Source organism: Mycobacterium sp. 852014-52144_SCH5372336 (assembly GCF_001665615.1).
GTDB lineage: Bacteria > Actinomycetota > Actinomycetes > Mycobacteriales > Mycobacteriaceae > Mycobacterium > Mycobacterium neumannii_A.
Genome location: NZ_LZSW01000019.1, coordinates 34398 through 50467, shown reverse-complemented (window position 1 = coordinate 50467; position 16070 = coordinate 34398). Strand labels below are relative to the sequence as shown.

4 protein-coding genes are annotated in these 16070 nt (G+C 60.1%); all 4 read right to left on the bottom strand.

Annotation, left to right across the window (positions count from 1 at the left end; all coding sequences use genetic code 11):
• Nucleotides 1-409 precede the first annotated feature (409 nt).
• From A5759_RS03940 to A5759_RS03920, 4 genes are read right to left on the bottom strand one after another with little or no spacing between them, the layout of a single operon-like run.
• Entirely contained in the window at nucleotides 410-5392 is a 4983-nt protein-coding gene (locus A5759_RS03940) for a DEAD/DEAH box helicase (protein WP_068194062.1), read from the bottom strand.
• Nucleotides 5389-8721, bottom strand: coding sequence for a hypothetical protein (locus A5759_RS25825; RefSeq protein WP_156616802.1), 3333 nt, complete (start codon nucleotides 8719-8721; stop codon nucleotides 5389-5391). The genes A5759_RS03940 and A5759_RS25825 overlap by 4 nt, the downstream gene beginning before the upstream one ends.
• A complete protein-coding gene (locus tag A5759_RS03925; RefSeq protein ID WP_231984536.1) occupies nucleotides 8721-9551 on the bottom strand; it encodes a hypothetical protein in 831 nt (276 codons plus the stop codon). Before A5759_RS03925 ends, A5759_RS25825 begins: the two co-directional genes overlap by 1 nt.
• Before the next feature lie 36 nt (nucleotides 9552-9587).
• Nucleotides 9588-15980 (bottom strand): DUF3320 domain-containing protein, encoded by a 6393-nt coding sequence (locus A5759_RS03920; protein ID WP_068194048.1) that lies wholly within the window; start codon nucleotides 15978-15980, stop codon nucleotides 9588-9590.
• Between the last annotated feature and the right edge of the window lie 90 nt (nucleotides 15981-16070).

Here is a 16070-nt window from a genome sequence, read left to right as displayed (position 1 = left end):
GCAAATACTCCATTTGAGCGCGGCGATTCGTAATCTGCCCATCTTCATCTCGGAGTTCGCGAAGAGTCTCGACCACCTGTTCTCGAGACGGCTTGTCGTGGTGCAGCCATTCCTCACGAAGCAGGTCCCATGCTTCAACCACGAAGTCCTCGGTTGGGCGCGCTCCGTAAGCGTCTTGGAGTACATCGCATGGGTCCAGCCCGTCGATGTTCTCGAAGAGCCCGTGGCAAAGCTCGTCGAGAAGCGATGTCGGCAGGTTCGACCAGCGAAACTTGTATCTAGGCACTGCATGTCCACCCGATGATTGTCGAAAACACCCCCAAGACGCTTTTGAACACAAACATTAGCGACGGTCGGGAGCTCCGATGCGCATACGGGAGTAATCGCCGCCCGCCAGTTCGCACATCGTTCATCGCCGACCTCCAGCACCCGCGAGCTGTCCCGACAATTCCTTGAGTGTGAGCACCCTCCAACCTTCGGCCTCCAGCTCGGCGCGATCGGCTGCCTCCAGCCCAAATTCGCAGGCGATGAGCCGGTCGGGCCAGGCAATCGAGATGGGGATGCCACCTGCGCTTTCGAAGCCGAGCTCCGGACGGACTACGCCCGCTTCGGCAAGAGCGAGAACCATCTCTCGCTCCGACCCGACCGCTGACCGGTAAACCGGCACCCAATCCATTGGCACCGAGTCCGGTATCGCTTCCTCCGTGATCTGAACGTCGACCTCGCCCTGGTTCTCGACCAGCCTCCGCAGAACTTGTTCGGCGGCACCGCGTGAGAGGTAGTCGTGATCGCGCTGGTTCTGGTAGCTACGAAGACAGCCATAGCACGAGGTTTCCGGTCCGCACTCACACTCACTGACGCGCCGGAGTGCAACGCGCATCACCCTCTCGAGGTTCTGTTCAACTTGGAGCACGTGTCCTGCGCCGCCCGGCACGGCGTCAAAAAGCGTGATCGACCACCGGTCCGCACCAGCCGGCGTCAGCGAGCCTCCGATGTCCTCGCGTGCTATCTCCAGCGTCTCCGACGCAGCCTCGACGATCGCGTACATCGCCGACAACCAAGCGGAATGCGTCGGATGAACCCCGTACACATCGGCGTCGATCGAGAGCAGATCCGTCTCGTACGAATGAGCAAGATCAAGCAGCCGCTGCGGGCCCGAGCAAGGCTGGTTCTTCAGCAGATGGTTGTGTTTCGGCGGCTTCTGCGGGCTCTTGACCCGTTGCGAACCGTGGCCACACCAATCGCAAATCCAGAACCCCATCTTGTTCGGCCCGTCGGCCAAGGCGATGAGCCGGCCCCGCGGTCCAGAGCTAACTATGACCGAACCGCCGCGAAGTTGTTTCGTGTAGGAACGGACTTCTGGCGGTTGGGCAAGAACGTAAACGTCTCCACTCCATGTCCGTCGAGGCGGGCGAGGTCCCGGCTTCGTCGGCTCGGGTGCCGCGACGAAACCAAACTCGGGGATCGTGAGTCGTCGCACCGCACTCTGTGCGACCTCGCCGCAGTACTGGCATTTCTCATCTGCCGATTCAATGCCGTAGCGGAATCCGCCACAGCGTTTGCACACGTGGTAGTAGTACTCGAGTAGGTCGCGGCCTGGTAGCCGATAGATGCCTCGCGAGATCCAAAGATTTCCTCCCGCAACGATTTCTGCGTCCGGGGCGTATTCGTAGATCGCCTGCGAGAGATCTCGGCTGAGGTCGAGCAATCCGCCTTTGGATTTGCCGGTACCAAAGTTTGTTCGTAATTCGACGGAATCAACAGGAAAACCATACTTAGGCAGGATGTTTCGATTCGCCAGAAACCCGAGCAGGTCCCGTTCACGCAATGTCTTACCGACACGCTGATAACGCTGAGCCAGCGAATGCTTACCCTCGGTAGACGCCCTTTGCTCCAAGTCACGCATCGCGTTGACCTGGTCGTCCAGCTCTTTGCGTACCAGTTCGAGATGGTCGATGAGCAGGCCTGCCCAGTCACCGCTTTCGACGTGCAACTCCGCCGCAACGTCGGATGGAAGGATCCGAGTAAGAGCTTGGGTGATCTCTGCCGGGATAGGAGTCAGGAAGCCACTGACGAGGCTCACCGAGGGCTCGTTGCCACCCTGGTGCAGGAAGAATTCTCCCGCCTTCCGGTCGATACGGCCTGTGGTCTCGAACAGCCATCGAAAGAAAGCGGCCATCGCGACCGACTGCGCGTGCCTGCGATCGATCCGCGCATTTTTCAGGGGCACATACGGTGCCCGTACGTGTCCAGCGATCATCACCTCGGGCTCGTTGAACCTCGTGAGATCGTGAGATCGGCGCATCGCATAAGTCACGACCAGAGCCGCCGCACCTGAACGCCGTCCAGCTCGCCCAGCTCGCTGGAGGTAGTTGGCCGTGCTTGGCGGCATGTTCCGCAGCATTACAGCCTGCAATTCACCGACATCGACGCCAAGTTCGAACGTGGTTGAACAGGAGAGTGCGTTGATCTCGCCGCGTACGAACTGATGTTGGATCGATGCTGCTTCAGTGTTAACCCATTGAGCCGTGTGCTCTTTGGCCGCCATCGGAACCGCATTCATCGACCGATACAACGTCCGGTAGTGGTCGCGGTCACCTTCTAGTGGCGGAACGAATTCCTGTAACGAACCTTCGCATCCCAGCGCAGGACAGACTCCACGCACGGAGAACGACGTCACGCGCCGGCAAATCCTGCACTGATAAACCGGCGCTTCGGCGTTCACCCATTTCAGCCGCAAACACTCATGATCGATCTGATAAACCCGACCTAGACCAGACTCAGTGGTGCTAGTCAGCCAATCCACCGGAGTCTCCGTTCGGGTCAGAAACTCCCAGACACCCTTCAACATTGTCTCCGCGTCCGCTTCCCGACCGAGGGCAGCTACTATTCTGCGGGTGTAATCGACTCGACGGTTTGTCCCCCGGCCTGGCAACCAGGACAGAACCTTGCGAATCGCTTCCGGTCCTGACAGGCGTGCTCGGATAGGACCAAGCCGGGGCGCGAAAATCTCATCATTTGGCGGTACGTCCTCCGGCATCGTCACCGCCCCTTGTTGCCGGAGCGTTCGTACCAGTTCCTGAAGGAAGGCCCATGCTTCGTCTTCTGTGAGGCCGAGTTGAAGAAGCGGCGCTGGCGCGCGCCAGGTCGGATCGCGGTAGAGCTCAACGCTAATGAGCCCGAGGCCCTCCAATGACTGACGGTCGTCGGTGGCTAGAACCTCAGCCATCACCCATGGTGCGACGATTCGCGCCGACTGCTGTGCGGTCATCCGGCCCGGAAAGTGTTTGACGGCCGCGGCCTTCGCACGTGTCTTGAATACCACGTCCTCGACCGCTACTGCCTCTTCGTCGGCGTGCGCTGCCAGCATGCCCTGCGATATCAGACGGCGGCGTTGCAGCTTTGCGTAGGAATCTTCGAGGTACGGTGCAAAGTATGCGGCCGATTGTCGACTATCGCTGAAAGCCAATAGCTTCCGCCCTTCACCGGGCGACATCGCTCCGTGTGGATCATCCGCAACAGGAAGATTTTGGTATAGGGCAGTCGTGATGACGGCACCACTGGCATCAGAGCCGGTCTCGAACATGCGAACTGTCGCTGCTCCTCGCGCACCGCAAACAAGACATCCCGCGATTTCCTCGCCCCGTTGCTTGAGTTTGCGGACGGGGCGCAGGTCAGAGGCACTGCAGGTGCCGCAAGACTGCTCGCCCGCCTGTGCGAGGGCGCCACATTTTGTGCACAGCTTCGCTTCATCGCCCGATACTTCGGCCCCATCGTCAACCACGGCCGCTTCATCTTCGTCATCAAGCCCATCGTGATCACCCAGGACAAGCCAAATTCCTTTGCTACCAGCCTTGCGCGGCCTCAGGCGCACGCACCCGCCTTCCGCCGTTGGCGTGCCGTACACGTGGACAGCTCCACAACGTTTGCACGAGCCGATCTCGAATACCGGTGCGTCGCAATCCGGGCATACTTCATGCCGAGCCAAATGAACATGCGGACCCTGCGGCGATAGGCATGTGAATGCGCCTTCGGTTGCTCGCAGGAACAGGTGGTAACGAGCCGACAGCGGTGTTGTTCCGTCCGGTTCCTTCAATGAGCTTGCGAGATCCACCATTGCGGCAAGGCCAGCTGCTCCGTCGGCTGTGTTTCCGAACGTCGCCGACGCAACAGCCGTAAACGTCTGAGGTCCCTTTGCGAGCATCGAACGCATTACGGATAGTGATTTCTCATGCGACAGAGCCGTCGCTGCCGTCATCCCTTCCTCACTCGCGCCCGGCCAACCTAGCTCGAGCGCGGCCTCGAGCACTGCGGAATTGGGCTCGAATGCATTGGCCAGCTTTTCGTACTCGCTTCCGGACAACGGCCCCCAGTATGGGCCTGGCGGGGCTTCGACACGCTGCGCCATGACAACGTCCTGACGCGCCGGGTCCTCTTGAGCCCATTCAAAGGGTTGGCCGAAAAGGTTCGATGCGAATCGAGTTACGGCGCTGGGGTCGCTGTCGCCACCGACTGTTGCGGAAGTCGCGATGCATTGGATTGCGTGGTGCGGCGCTACGCGATCGCGTACGCGCCTCAACAACATTGCAATCTCGGCGCCCTGTGTTCCGTCGTAGACGTGCGCTTCATCAACGACAATGAAACGCCATTTTGATTCTGCTCCGGTAGCAAACAGATCCATGTCAAGCGGCCGAAGCAATAAGTACTCAAGCATCGCATAGTTCGTCAATAACAGGTGCGGCGGACGCTCTCGCATCTCTTGCCGACTCAAAATCTCATTAGGTAGCAATGGTTCGCCAATATTCAGATCTGCAAACGCTTCTCGGGCTCTAAGCGGATCCGACTCCGTCTCGCCGGTGTAGCGCCCGAAGGTGATATCTGGGTAACTCGCTAGCAGGTGTCGCAGTCTCTTGATTTGGTCATTAGCCAAGGCATTCATGGGGTACAACAGGAGTGCCCGTACGCCGGGCCCGAGGTTTCCGCTCTCACGCTCGCGGGTGAGACTGTCGAGAATCGGTATCAGGAAGGATTCCGTCTTACCCGATCCAGTTCCGCTGGCCACCACGAAATTCCGTCCGGCCGCCGCCTTCCTGATCGAATGCTCTTGGTGCACATAGAGCGGTCGACTGAGCGGTAGTGCATCGCTCTCCAGACCTCCGAAGCTGTCAGCGAGAATGCCCTCCGCGATGAGTTCGCGCAATGATTTACCAGGGGCGTATGGCGGCGTCGCTTCGAGGTAGGGACCTTTATCTAACATGTCCGTGCCGTCGATCGCTTCCCTAAGTGCAGCATCAATTTTCGGGTCGCGTACAGCCAGTAAAGACGATAAGTAGCGGCGATAAGTCGCCTTAATCTCCTCTGAGGTTGATACAGCGTCGATGCTTAGGGTCATGCCGATTCCATCTCTTCTTCTTTACCAGCCCGTCGGCCCACGACGAGTTCAGCGATAATCAGATCGATAGTGACGAGTTGCGGCACCACGGCCGCGAGGTCCGCCCAGGGCCGTTGCTCACGAATCATCCACCTCGTAGCTTCAACATGACCTCGTGATGCGTGACGCGCGCCTAGAGCCAACGCCATCGAGATGGCGGGAACGACGTGCCAGCCGCCGGACCGCGCATGATGGCGCCGGGCATCAAACGCAGCCTGTGTCGCGGGATCTCCAATGATGCGGATTAACCTCTCGCCTTCACGGAGCACACTATGGGCATGCTTCATCAACCATTCCAACGATGGATGCCGCCGCTTCTCCACCAGTTCCATCGCAGCGAGGACCCGGGATTCTGCGGAGAGTAACCCATTTGGGATGAGACTCGCTTGCTTGATGTACTGCTCGCGGAGACTCGGCTCCTGATCCAGCAGGTCCGCTGACTCGTCCATCCTTCCGGCGGTGGGATGTGGATCGCATCCGTCTAGGAGTCCGTTTACAGATTCACCACAGATGCTGATCGCAGCTTCGATCTCCTCGTCGGACCAGACCGAGTCAGCGGCAGAAAGTAGAGCGGCAGGTATTGCACCTCGCATCGTCCACGGCGGAGCGGCGTTTTCATGCGCATCAGCTAGGTTCGCCCACGCTAGACCAGTGCGAATCATCAGACATGGGATGGAGTCGCCACTCACCTCGGCATTGGTCAAAGCGCCGAGCGCAGCTGCGGGTTCTCGGTACACCGCTGCATCAATCGCTTTCGATACCTCTTCGACGCGAGAGCCGAGGCCTAGCGCGGACAGGTGGGACCTAGTAGTCCACAACCTCACAAAATCTGTGATGCGTTCCGGCAGTTGCGAGATTCCAGCCAAGAACATCGAGACGGCGGTTTCTTCCTGATCATTTCCAATGACCCATCCGTCTGCGTCCACGAACGTTGAGGTGCCGGGCTGTGGCCATTCAGGCATGGGCAGCGGAACCCATGGATCCTCGATTCGGACCACCACTCGCATGGGACCGGCATCGATCAGCCAGTCAGGCAAAGATACCTTTCCATCGGCGATGGGTAGAGACGCCGGCTCGATCCATGGCGCTCGAGTGGGGAAGACATACGCAGTCAAGCCGTCGAGGTTTACGCAGTCTGTGAACTTCAACTCTCTAGAATCAAGCTCGATACTGCCGAACAATACTCGTGGCCGAACGGTAGCAACGACGAGTTCACCGTCATCGCTCAACGCAAGGCTGGCGTGCGGTTGATCTCGGAGCGTATCGACGATTCCTGCGAGGTTGAAGTGGTATACGCCTGCTCGCGCGGAGCGAGCCTGAAGCGTCTGAAATGTTCGGCCACCGGCAATCAAATGCAATACCGGCTGAGCTGATGCGCCGATGTCCAAGATCAGTTCGCCTGGACTATCGCAGAGATCCTCGCGCATTAACGTCAGAGGTCTCACCGACGGGTTGATGGTGAAAGCATCGGTTTGGTAAGCGACCGTCATGTGCGGCGGCGAGACCACCAAGGACCGGAATTTCGAGTCTAGCCCAACGCGAAGCGTCTGCTCACGGTCACGTTGGCTGAATTCCAGCTGCCTACGTGACAGATTAATTCCGTCTGCTGCTCGCACCTGAGCGATGCACGGTTGTAGACCGCCGGATACGAATCGGCGCCATGCCGGTGCGAACGAAACCGAAACACCCTCGACCACAGTGAAAGATCTAGTTGCTCCGCGGCCCCAAGGTCCGCGAATGCGGATCGAGAATGTGCCTACTACAGGCCGAGGTACTTCGTCCCAGATCTTATTTGGATCTTCAGTGCCGTTAAGTCGTGTACGCGCGATCACCTCTCCTGCGCTGTCATGCAACGTGACATCCCAAACAGAATTGGCCATGCTGCTCGGAATGGAGAGGCGAGGCAACTGAGCGACGACTGGCAGACCGCTTGTCGTGCGAAGACCCCTGACAGGTAGGGCTGTCTCCACTCGTGCCGATTCAAACTTCCGTACGGTGCGGGTGCTTCCACCGACCGAGACTGCTGTGATGCCCGATAGATCTACTTGCACTAGGGAGAAACCGGACCAGCGGGGTGGCAGGGGGCTTTCGGCCAGAACTGGAATCGTACCCATCACTTGGAGAGACTCAGGTTCACCCGGAAATAGCAACCACAATTTTGTTGCTGGCAGTGGCAATCCGTTGGGAAGTAGCTCGCCATCCTCGCTAAACACCAAGAGTGGATCTTCGTCGTTCACGACAAGCACAGGCAGTTGCAGATGCTCGCTTCCCGCTAGAGCAACTGAGGCCATGCGGACCGGCTTGGTGATCGCTACGTCGGTTTGTGGTGCCGGTTCAGTAGAGCCCGGCCATAACGACTCCGTGGCGACTCGCTGCACGACATCATCGAGGTTGACGACCCAGACCGCTCTTCCGTCCGGCGCATCCCCTACTGGCGGCAATCTCAACAATAAGCCGAGGCCGAAGGGGTCCAGCACTAAACGCGGACGAATATCAATCTTGGCGGTGTCCGACGGCCGGTGGTCCGCTGGCCGTTCGATTCCGCTCCTGTCGACTAGTTCTTGCGCCACAGTCCAGAATCGTTGCGGCAGTAGGACCTCGTCATGAGGAGCTCCCGCGGCAACGGCATCAAGAAGTTCGAAAGCTCGATCCGCGACATCGACGGCGAATTCGTCGCCGTAACGCACGAACCGCTGCACCGGCATATCCAGGCTTTGGAAGCCAGGGCCGGCAGCCTTCGCAGCCGCCCAGGAAACGAACTCCTCCGGTGTCAGACCTGGAGTATGACTGCGTTTCCACGACAGGATGCGGAAAAAGTCTGCTAGGCAGTATGTCGGGATGCCGGCGTGGAGCAAGATGCGTCCCACATATCTTGACCCTGCATCATCATCCTTCTCAAAGGTGGGTAAACCGAGCGTTCGAAGGTTGTCGAGAAAGGCGTCTCCCCATGCTGATTGAAATGCCGGATCGGGCGCGATATCCAGTACCGCGATCAGCTTCGGCCAGAAGGTGCCACGCTCGTAGTGCTCGGCGGCAACGCCAGCCGTTGCGAGAACATGTACCGCGGGATAACGTCTCAGCAATCTCTCCCGGGCACTTCCGGGGCCAAACCTGTCGTGTAAGCGGCCGAAGGCTTCCAGCGCTTGTTCACGTCGATGGACGGGGATCGAATCAAGCGTCTCTGCCGCGAGTGAGACCGCTTCCGCGCGCGGGCGCCACTGTCTCTCACGAATCTCGAGCAGTTCTTGGTACGTCACTTTTCGCTTGGAAGCGGGATCGTCTGCGGACATCACTGGTCCACCAGCCGCACAACCACTTTGGTAGGCTCGCCCGCCAGCTCGTCGACCCCTATCGTTAGGTAATCGAGCCACTCAGCCGGTCTATCTGGAACGGCGCCGTCTGTAGTTCCCTCGAGCCTCATGAGGTGATAGGCATCGAGTCTGGTCAACAGGAAATCTGTGTCGTCGAGGATATCGACTTCGACGTTGGGCAGCGGGATATCGAATTCACCCTCATCCCGCCACTCGTCGCGGCGGTGAGTCACCTCGACGAGCTTTCCGTAGGAGGCCGGAGTCAGTTGTCCCCGAATGCAAACGACTGCCTCGTTGATCTCATCGCTGCCGCCAATGTAAGCGTCCACGTCGAGTTCAATGTCAAAAGCATCCAATAGCATGGAGCTCTCTTCAAAGTCCGCCGCGAGAGTACGAACAAGCTTAGGCAGCGGTGCGATCTGGCCACTCACATCTACGTCGTCAAAACATGTGAGTTTCAGTTGTAGATCGAGTGCGCGGAAGTTAGGAATGTCGTAGGCAATCGTGTCAGATATCGATGACCTGACTTTCCCTGCACGCACATCTGTCGGATTCGGCAGGTAGAGATTGACATAACGTGTTTCCCCAAGCCTTGGGTTGCTTATCTCGAGAACCACTGGAGCTAACCGGTCAGAATCTGTGTAGCGCGCGGACCACTCTCGTTCAGAGAACTCAAATGTCGTCGACAGCGACAAGGTATGCCACATATCAGATGTGACCCTTGCGCGGGCTTCGATGGCCCGCCATCCCCGCATCAAGAGTGACGGTTCGTTTACTTCGACCGGGACATCAACAATCGTCTTCGTCACAGCACCTCCGCAGATTGTTGGAGCCTTTCGCCAATTTCAATGATGAGCAATCGTGATCACTCCTGAGCTCGACCTAACCAAGAGACCCGCACCGAGTGCGCGATCGAGTGCCTGACCCAGTCGTGCACTGACGGCCTGCGTCATTCGACGGCCACCGAATAAGGTCAGCGCCTCACGCTTCAACTCATCAGCTCTGATGCCACCCGTCTGCTCGGCAACCACCAGCATTGCGTTGCCGATCTCGATGATGCTCACTTCGTCCAGCGGCCGGCTCTCACCACCAGCTGGGCAACGGACAGCCCGCCAGTCCGCAGGGTTCACATCTCGCGGCCAATAGAAGTCGACTTCTGCTTCCCGCCGGTATTCGGCGGGAACGGTGCGTTGAATAGCTCGCTTGCGTTCTTCGCTCACTCGGCCCAGGCCGAACGCGGCCGCGACAACTCTCGCGAGTTTGTCCTTGTGTATCGGCGCCTCAGCATCGATCGCAGCGTGTACCACGGCCCGAACCTCGGCGGTAGCCCAGGAGTCCGGCAGTTGGTTCAAGATTGAAACGTCCGCTTCGACCCGAGGTTGCCATTCCTGGAAAGTTCGAATCATCGAATGACGTTTGGATCCGGCCGCGGGCGGACGCGCAGATCTGAACTTCACTGATCTTGTTGGGGGCGCGACAATGACCGGTCGTGGCGCCGCCTCCGGAGGAACTGGCTCGCACTCCGGCTCAGTTTCGCGCCGCGCCAGCCTCTCCTTCGCCTCCTCCGCCGCGTTCCGAAGTCGAGCTATCGTTTCCCCGCGGTGGTGCAGCCACTCCGGGAGCCACACCCGTTCCACACCAGGCCATTTCATCAGGTTGCCCAGAACATCGACCGGCAGGCCGTCTCGATCCGCGACCGTCCGCCGCCTGTACCAGTCCGTGCCGTCTAGCAGAACAGCGACGAGGGGTTGCTCCGGTTGCTCGGGTGCAGAGATAACAAGGTCAACCCGGAAGTCGGACAACCCCACGTCCGTCTGGACCATCAAGCCGGCGTCGCGGAGCGCATCGGCGATATCGTCGCGATGGCGATCAATGACCGGCTGGCGCTTACCGCCGTCCGTCACGCTCTTAGCACCGCGCGCCGCCATCTCCAGATAGGCTTTCAAGTGCTTCGTGCCTACCTGGGTCGTTTCTTCAGCGCGTAGCTCGGACGGGTCAAAGCTCGCATACAGCACGACCTCTCGCCGCGCTCGCGTTATCGCTACGTTGAGGCGTCGCTCCCCTCCGGGCCGTGAGAGCGGACCGAAGTTCAGCGGCACGACGCCCTTCTCATTGGCGCTGAAGGCGACCGAGAACAAGATCGTGTCGCGCTCGTCGCCCTGCACATTCTCGAGGTTCTTGACGAACAGACCATCCGGTTCGTCAAGCGCCTGCACTACTCGATCGTCGTCCGCGTCGCGCAACAGGTTCTCGATCAGATCGCGCTGTTGTGCGTTGAATGTGATGACCCCCAGGGACGGTGCCTTATCCGGCGAGTCCCAGAATCGCTGCTTGATCTCCTCGACGATCCGTTCCGCTTCCACGCGGTTCGTCCGGAGTGTCTTGCCCCGCCCGCTACGTTCGAAGTGACCGTTGACCCGTACCATCGAGATTCCGTGCCCGGACAACCCTGAGGTGGATGCGGGTAGCGGTGCAGGGAAAGACGCTAGACGCCCTTCGTAATAGTGATAGTTGCTGAACGTGATGAGCGCCTCGTCCTGGCTACGGTAATGCCACGACAACCATTGACGCGGAACCCGCGCCTGCACACATTCCGTCAGGATCGACTCTTCATCCGGGACGGCGTCCTGGTTGTACTCCTCGTCCTCGTCGAGCGTCGCGCTGGCCTCGGCGAAACTCGTTGGCGGCATCTGTTTGCTATCACCCACCACCACAACAGATTTGGCGCGGCCCATCGCGCCAACAGCATCGGCAACGCGAATCTGCGACGCCTCGTCGAACACCACGATATCGAAAAGGTCGGGCCTCGCCGGGAAGAACCGAGCAACGGAATCGGGGCTCATCAATGTGCATGGCAAGATCTGCGTGATCAGGTCGCCGTAGTTCTCCATGAGAGCGCGAACGCCCATACCGCCGCGCTTGCGGTCCAGCTGACGGCGCAGCCCACCGATCTGGCCACCCGCCGCATCAACGTCGAACGGACGCTGATCGAGCAGCTTCGCCGGGATGGCGCGACACAATTCGCCGCGAAGGGAGCGAGTGCTTGCGGCGAATCGCTTGATCGCCTTGTTGTGCGCTGTGACGTCGAAATCCTTGAGCGCGCTCGCCTGCAATCTTTCCGCAATCGATGCGAGGGCTGTCCCTCGATCGAACGCCAACGCAGCATCCTCGGCGACCACCATGCCGGCCAGGATGTCGGAACGAGCTTCATGCATTCCGACCTGACGCAGCGGCTCGATGTGGCGCAATAAATCAACCCAACGCTCAATCGTCGCAGTCGATTCCAGACGCCGCGCTTCGCGCGTCATCCACCATCGTGCCAGGAACGCGTCTGGCTGTGCCCACGCTTTCTGCTGCGAGCGGTCAACTCCAATCACCTTTGTCAGGCGCGCCCACGTCTTGGCCAAGTGGTCCAGCGGTCCCGCGAGGGTCTCAGTGGGTGTGGCGCTGTAGTACTCCCGCAGCACTGCGACGTACGCGTCATCGCGGTCCTCGCATAGCGTGGAGACCAGCCATCCGATGACATCCAAGTTGTCGGCCAGCTTTTCCGCGTCTTCAGCGACCAGCGGATTCCAGGAAGCCGGCATCACGTCCAATGAAATTTTCGCGACGCGAGACCGCACTTCGCTCACAGCCTCGAACGACTTCAGCATCTCACCCGTGAGCGTGGACAGTGACTTGAGTTTGACCGTCTTCTCATCCACGGATAGGACGTCGGTCAACCGTTCAAGGACCGCACGGCGCCTTTTCTTCCGACCGAAGAATCCAGAGTTATCGGCATCTACAGCTGCTTGATGAATCGCCCGAACATCGAAATCCACGGCCGCAGCGGTCGCTGTCGTCATCCACGACGGTGGCGAAGCCGCGATTTCTTTGGCGCGCTCTTTGATGGCGGCCAGTTCCGCCTTCCAAGCGTCGCTATTGAGTTCATCGAGGCCGGAGAGTGGGTAACGCGGTGTCGTCGCAAGGTCGGCCCATATGAACACCTCGAATGGATCGTCGGCGTGCGCGACCTGTTCTATTTCCAATCCGAGGCTGAGTAGCTCGCCGAGAGCATCGTCGAAATCTCTGGCAACCGCGTGGATTTCAGACGGCTCAAGTGATCCCGGGTTCACGGCGTCGATGAAACCCCACGGATGGCCGGCCTGCGGGCGGGCCAGGTCGACCTTCTCGGGCAAGGTGCGGAACAGGTCGCTGATCGTGTCGAGTGTTTCCGGCTTGCCGTTTGCGACAAGGGGCTCGGGAACGGCGAGCGGAGCCACATCCTGATCGGCGGCCAGCTCTGAAGAACGAGCGGTATACAGCGACAGTCCTGCCGCGTTAGCTTCGTGCAGCCGATCAGCGTAGCGAGCGAGGCTGCCCCGGCTGGACTCGGCAGCTCGATGGTTGGTTCGCAACGCTCCAGAGTCATGACTGACCCGCAATTCGAGCGCCTGCTTGATCTGCTGGCGTACTGCGACTGGGCGTGCCGATTTGTCGTGCAGGTCTAGCGAAAGGTCGCCCAGGCCAACCGCTTCCAACCGCTTCTTGACGACATCGAGGGCCGCACGTTTTTCCGCGACGAACAGAACGCGGCGGCCCGATTCCATCGCGTGAGCCAACAGATTCGTAATGGTCTGCGACTTGCCCGTTCCCGGAGGCCCTTCAAGAACGAACGTACGGCCCGCCACTGCCTCAGCGACAGCGTTGAGCTGCGAGGAATCTGCAGGCACGGGAACCGAGGCGCCGAGGGCGTCGAGGTCGACCTCCGGCGACTCACTCACCGGGTCGGTGAACTTCTCAGTCGGTGAAGTGATCAGATGCGTGACTAGGCTATTGCGCGACAATTCCTTCCATAACTCGTCGAGGTCCTTCCAGAGGGGGAACTTCGCGAACTGTAGGACGGACACGTGCACCGTCTCCTCGACCCGGAAGCTCAGTCCTGCGTCTGCGACGGCCTTCCGCACGGAGTTGAACGCCTGGGTAAGATCGATTCCGGAGGCGTCTTCCGTCGGGTTGGCCAGGCCCGGAATCTCCAGTCCGAACGCGACTCTGAGTTTTTCGACGAGACAGTAGTTAGGCGTGGAAACGCCCGCCTCGTCGATGGTGAGAACGTAGCGCTGTCCGCGGTTGGCCGTCGACAGTGTCACCGGCACTAGGATTAACGGCGATCGCAGATCGCGATCGCTGAAGCGCCAACTGAGCATTCCGAACGACAGGTAGAGGTTGTTGGAGCCAGTCTCCTGCACGATGGTCTTGGCCTTATAGGCCAAGTACCTCAGCTTGCTCTGGTACGCCGCTTCCGTGATGTCGATGTGGACGCTTCGCTTGTCAGCGAGGAGAAGCTCACGATCACGCTCGGGCAAGTCGCGGCCGTACCGGATGCCCCTTGCGCGGTCGACCGATTTGACCGCGTCCGACGCCAGCAGATGGATGGTGGCTCCCGCGTTGACGTCGTCCTCGAATCTGCCAAGCGCGGGACCCGGCACCTCGATGCGGTAGCCGGCGCGCTCGGTGTAGTTGATGAGCTTATTGCGCAGACTCAGGTCGAGCAGGGCATTTTTCCATTGCCGTACACGAGCGGGCACGACTTCACCGGCGCCGGATCGCTCCGTGCCCTGTGGGGCCATGTACGGCTCGATCGTGGGCCCGGCGCCCGGTTCATAGTGAGTGACAACAACATCGCCGCTCGCGTCGGTCGCTCGGCTCGGCAGCGGATAAATCCGCGCCAGCCTGGCTTGCCGAACGTCGGTGACGCCAAGAATCTCAGAGAGGTCGTTTGCGAGATAACGAACGCGTGGCGCGCTAGTGGCATCGGCGAACGTCACATCGGCGGACTGTGTGACCATCGTGGTCTCGACCAGACGAATGTTCCCGAGGTCCACCTGGTTGACGACGTCGACGACTTCCGTCGACGACACCGCGCTCAGCGCCGCGTCGTGACGCCAGTAGCCGAGAAACGCGTGCCCTTTCAGAACCCAGATCGTCGAATTGATACCGGCTTGCTCAAGCGCCGCGGCCATTGTCAGCGTCGTGTCCAGACAGGTGCCGAGCCGTCCTTCCAGAACGTCGGCCGGCGTGCGGACCTTCTGGCCGTCGTCGCCCCAGCTGGCGGGTGGTTCGGCGTAGCGGATATCTCGGCCACGCATCGCCTCGAAGACTGCCTGAGCGATCGCGTCGACGCGTTCCGGGCTCTCACTTTGGTAGCCGTCAATCGCCGAGTTGCCCGTCAGCGCTTGAAGGCGATCGGAGACGTCCCTCATCAGCGCGTTGACCGCGACGGAGTTGGGCTGGACGTGCGCAGCCAACATCTCCAACGCCAGCTGAAGCGGCGTTGCCTTCCATTGGTTCGACGCAAGTATGTTGACGTCCTTGCACGCCTCGGCCAGCACGTCGCCTGCCGCGTTGCGCAGCACCACCCGAAGTGAACCTGGGCACTGGTCGCTGACTTGCAGCATCGCCGCCGGATCCAGCTTCAAGTCGACGTCGCGCAGGATCGTCGGCTTGTTCGCTGCCAAGTCGAGAAACACTTCCTGTGGCCCACCGTGTGAGCCCTGCGCGCTGATCACGTCGACTTGAACGACAGCGCCGCGAAGATCCGGCCCCTTGGACTCCACGGTGATGTGATCGATCACCGGGATACGGCAATGCGCCATCGGATAGCTCAGGTCGGTGACTGCGTGTATCTCGATGTGCGGAGCAGTCGGCGCGGTCTGCGGCGATGGCGACGGTGCCGGCTTCGGCGGCGGAGCCAAACGGACCTCTTCGACGGCTGGGGTATCGGTCGGTTCCGGCTCAGCAGAATGCTTACCGCCCGGTCTCGAAGTCACGCGAGATTTGAGCTGCGCCACGTGCGCCGCTTCAGACTGTGCACCGATAGCGCGGAGGAACAGTTCGGCTGTATCGATTGCGCGATAAGCCTCCGCCGCCGAGAAGGGCTCGTTGTGGGCCCACCGATTCCGGACGTCACGCAATTCGCTCGCATAGTTCTGAGCCTGTCGCGACATGTGGTGACTGAAGGGGTAACCGATATCGCCGAGCCGCTCGGTCATGACACGCAACATCAGCGAGAGGTCGCCGCTTCGGTACTCGCCCCCGGCCCTCCGACCTCCGACGGCGTCCTTCCGCCGAAGCAGTTCGGTCCATTCGATGCCTGGCGGGAGCGCCGCTGACATCACCCTCTCGACGAACGGTTTCAGCCCACCAATAAGGAAGTTGATGACCTCGCCGACAGCCGCGTGGTGGCCCCGATCGTCCACGACAGACTCCTCCCCTTGACGTTGCCGACGTTGCCACGTGGCAGTCTCAGCACAGCCGATCGAAGATAGACTGCGGCACCGACAAACCCC

Excerpts from the sequence above, each read along its gene's own strand:
- A5759_RS03940 (WP_068194062.1), bottom strand. The coding sequence starts at position 5,392 with ATGACCCTAAGCATCGACGCTGTATCAACCTCAGAGGAGATTAAGGCG.
- A5759_RS25825 (WP_156616802.1), bottom strand. The coding sequence starts at position 8,721 with ATGTCCGCAGACGATCCCGCTTCCAAGCGAAAAGTGACGTACCAAGAA.